This is a genomic window from Deltaproteobacteria bacterium, assembly GCA_030654105.1.
GTDB lineage: Bacteria > Desulfobacterota > SM23-61 > SM23-61 > SM23-61 > JAHJQK01.
Map to the genome: position 1 here is coordinate 1 of JAURYC010000317.1, position 3,545 is coordinate 3,545.

A 3,545-nucleotide genomic window follows, 5' to 3' on the forward strand; every position below is an offset into this window, starting at 1 on the left:
GAAAATAAATGATTTTTCCCCACCCATAATTTCTTGCATTTCTTACTTGTAATTCCGAAGGGTATAGGGCATAATAACATAAATTTTAGATCGTTAAAATCAAGGGAGGATTGAGTATGACAAGAATTTTTCATCGTCGCCGCGCGCTGGTGAGTATAATATTTACTTTTCTCTTTCTCATCTGGCTCGGATTGGATTCCGAAGTCTTTGCCCGGGCCGGAGGTGGTAGGTCTTCCGGAAGCCGTGGGTACAGCTCAGGAGGGTCTTCTCAGCGGAGCCCAAGCCCCACACCCCCTGCCCAGCCGAGGGAATATCAGCAGGCCCAACCTTCCGTGCCTCCTTCCGGGGCTGGCAGGAGTTTCCTCTCCGGGTTGGCCGGTGGCGTGGTCGGAGGGCTTTTAGGGGGGATGCTGTTCCGCAGTCTGGGCTTTGCCGGAACCGGCGAGGGAGGCGGCGGTTTTGGTTTTAGTGATATCTTGCTTATCCTGGTCATCCTCGGGATTATTTACTTTGTGGTGAAGCGCTTCCGCTCCCGAGGGACCATGCAGATGAGCACCGCAGGAGCGGGCCCTTCGCCTTACTCCTATCCGGTCCCTTCCCCGGGGCCAGTCTTTACTCCGTCCCCGGCCACGGATTCCGCCGGAGTGCCAGCGTCCGAGGGGCTCCGCCATATTAAAGCCATGGACCCCTCTTTTAATGAAAAGAATTTTAAAGATGTGGTCGAGGATATTTTCTTCAAAATCCAGGGCGGCTGGACCCGCCGCGACCTGAATGGGGTTCGCCATCTTCTGACTCAGGAGATGCTGGGCATTTTAGGGCGGGACCTGGAGGAACTCATCGCCAAGAAACAGATGAACAAATTGGAAAATATTGCTGTGCGCGAGGTGGAGATTGTCGAGGCCGGACAGGAACGGGGAGAAGATTATATTTCGGTAAGAATTTACGCCAACCTGTTAGACTACGTGGTGGATGAAAAGAGCGGCCAGGTCGTCTCCGGAAGCTCTTCCGATCCGGTGAAATTCGTTGAATACTGGACCTTCACCCGCAATGTTGGGGAGAAGAACTGGGTTCTGGCAGGAATCACCCAGGAAGGGGGCCGTTAATCCAGGCGGGGGAGGGGAAGTCGAATGGGGGTAAAAAAATTAATGCGCTTATATTAAGTAGACCTAACCTCCTGGCGCATGAAAACAGCATAGGTTATGGCAAAGAAGACCATGGTGATGGCGATCAAAGAAATGAGGTGGGGAAAGACAATGTAAATACTTTGGATCAAGGGGAGGGGGCTCTGAAAACGGGAAATCGATAACCGCTCCATAGGCCCCATCAGGAGTATCGATTGAGTGGTTTTCCTCAGGGGGTCCAGAATGATGGTCGTGCTCTCGCTGTAAAGACTCATCGGTGAAAATAAAGAAAGAATTTTTCGGGTCTGTTCATTCTGAATCAGTAATTCAGGGTTAGCAGCCGCCCGGGTCTGATCGACGGGGGAAATCGCATCGGCTATCACACTGGCCCCCATCGCTACGAAAAAGGAGAAGAAAATCCAGCAGGCAATGGCAGCCAGAGCCGAAGTGGCCACACTGCGGAATCCCACGGAAAACAGAATGGAAATTCCCAGCCAGAAACCGATATAGAAAATGCTGATCACTAAGTAGACGAGTAAACGCAAAATTTCCTCCGGTCCAGGAACCACCCCGATGAGCAGCAGGCCGAGGCCGGAAATCATCAAAACGATCGATACTAACATGATGACAATGGTGATCAACCCTGCCAGGAACTTTCCGTTAATGACCGCATCCCGGTAGATCGGCTGGGAGATCAGTTTACTGAGCGTGCGTGCGCTTCGCTCCCGGTTGATGGAATCAAATCCCAGAACAATCCCCAAAAGGGGGCCAAAGATGGCGATGAACTGAATCAGGGAAAAAAGCTTCCCGGGAGATGTAAAAAGCATCAAAAAAACAAAGGTGGGTTTGGCCACATCTTTCAGCTCGTCCCGCAGTCCCGATCCAACGATGAAAGCCGTTACCAGGCTGACCATCAGAATCAAATAAAAAAGCAGGATGAAGCGGGTGCTGCTGAAGTGATCCGCCAATTCCTTGCGGCATATGGTAAGTATTCCCTTCACGACTAACCCTCCTTGAAATACTTCATGTAGACCTCTTCCAGGGTATAACTCTCCGGCCCTACCCCGAATTTTTCTTTAGCCAGGTCTTCGATCCGGCCAACGGCCACCAAGTGACCCTTGATCATAATCCCCACCCGGTGGCTAATTTTCTGAACTTGATCTAAGAGGTGGGAACAGAAAAAGACCGTAATTTTTTTATCCTGGCTGAGGGATCGAATCAACTCCAGCATCTGGATCGACCCGTCAGGATCGAGCCCCAGCGTGGGCTCATCCAGGAAAACTACCTGAGGATCTTTCAGAAGGACCTCGGCAATTCCTAAGCGCTGCCTCATGCCGCGGGAGTATTCCCCTACTTTCTTTTTGGGGTCCACTTCGAGGTCAACAATCTTCAAAAGTTCCTTGATCTTGTTGCTGGCCAGGTCATCAGGAATTCCGTTCAGCCGGCTAATGAACAGTAAGTTCTGGACGGCATTCATATCGTCATAGAACCCGACATTTTCTGCCAGGTAGCCCACCAACCTTTTTACCTTCAGTGGTTCGCGGGTGGGGTCAAAGCCGCAAACCCAGGCCTTCCCGGAGGTAGGTTCACTGAGTCCTAAGAGCATGAGCAAAGTGGTTGTTTTACCGGCGCCGTTCGGCCCCAGGAACCCGAACACCTCTCCCTCGTTAATCTTGAGGTTCAGGTGGTCTACGGCGACCTGCTCCCCGTATACCTTGGTCAGCTCCTGGGTTTCGATGACATTCCGCCCGTTCATCTTACCGCCTCCCCAGCCAGTAGAATAACCCTCCTAAGCCGGCGATGACCAACACAATAATAATGATGCCGATCCAGCCCCAGGCTGCCGAGGTTTTTACGGACACCCGTATCTCCACCGTCTTGCTGCTGCCCTTCTCTCCATCAACGGAAAGGCCCACCGAATAATCTCCAACCAAGGCCTGACCGGCGGCGGAGATGGTGATCTCCACCTGTTTCAACGCCCCGGGCTCCAGAGCATCAATCTTCTCAGGCTTGAATTCAACCTTCCAGTTTTCTGGCTTGAAGGAACTGAAACTAATGTTGCGGTTGACGGCGGATCCGGTGTTCTTTACAAAAAGGGACATAATGGCCGGTTTGCCGGCAATCGCCTCCAGGGAGAGAAGCCCGGTGGGAGTTCCGGCATCCAGCTTGTAAATCCCCGTAAGAATAACGGTGAGTTTGGCCTCGGCTTTTTTCTCGCCGGAGGTGATCCAGACCGTCACAGGAAAGTTACCTGAGGTGGCATCTTTCGGAGGGGTAACCTCAACGGCCACAGTCTGACTTTGGCTTCCTTTTACCCGGAAGCTGGAAATCTGCTTTTGCTCATAAGCTGGCTTGAAACTCACTTCCCATTTTGGCGGAACTTGGGCGGAGAGGTTAAAGTTCTTGTCGCTCTCGCTTTTATTG

4 protein-coding genes are annotated in these 3,545 nt (G+C 52.0%); 1 reads left to right on the top strand and 3 read right to left on the bottom strand.

Translation table 11 applies throughout. From position 1 onward, the window contains the following. The first annotated feature begins 116 nt into the window (after window positions 1-116). Window positions 117-1,103, top strand: coding sequence for a Tim44 domain-containing protein (locus tag Q7V48_13855; GenBank protein MDO9211811.1), 987 nt, complete (start codon window positions 117-119; stop codon window positions 1,101-1,103). Window positions 1,104-1,156: 53 nt separating this feature from the next. On the opposite strand, the gene Q7V48_13860 is transcribed toward Q7V48_13855, so the two are convergent. From Q7V48_13860 to Q7V48_13870, 3 genes are all read right to left on the bottom strand, one after another. Next, window positions 1,157-2,122 (bottom strand): ABC transporter permease subunit, encoded by a 966-nt coding sequence (locus Q7V48_13860; GenBank protein MDO9211812.1) that lies wholly within the window; start codon window positions 2,120-2,122, stop codon window positions 1,157-1,159. A 2-nt stretch (window positions 2,123-2,124) separates the two neighbouring features. Then, window positions 2,125-2,877: an ABC transporter ATP-binding protein gene (locus tag Q7V48_13865; GenBank protein MDO9211813.1), complete on the bottom strand. Its 753-nt coding sequence runs from the start codon at window positions 2,875-2,877 to the stop codon at window positions 2,125-2,127. 1 nt (window position 2,878) lies between these two features. After that, a partial coding sequence (locus Q7V48_13870; protein ID MDO9211814.1) for an NEW3 domain-containing protein occupies window positions 2,879-3,545 on the bottom strand: 667 nt, incomplete at its 5' end.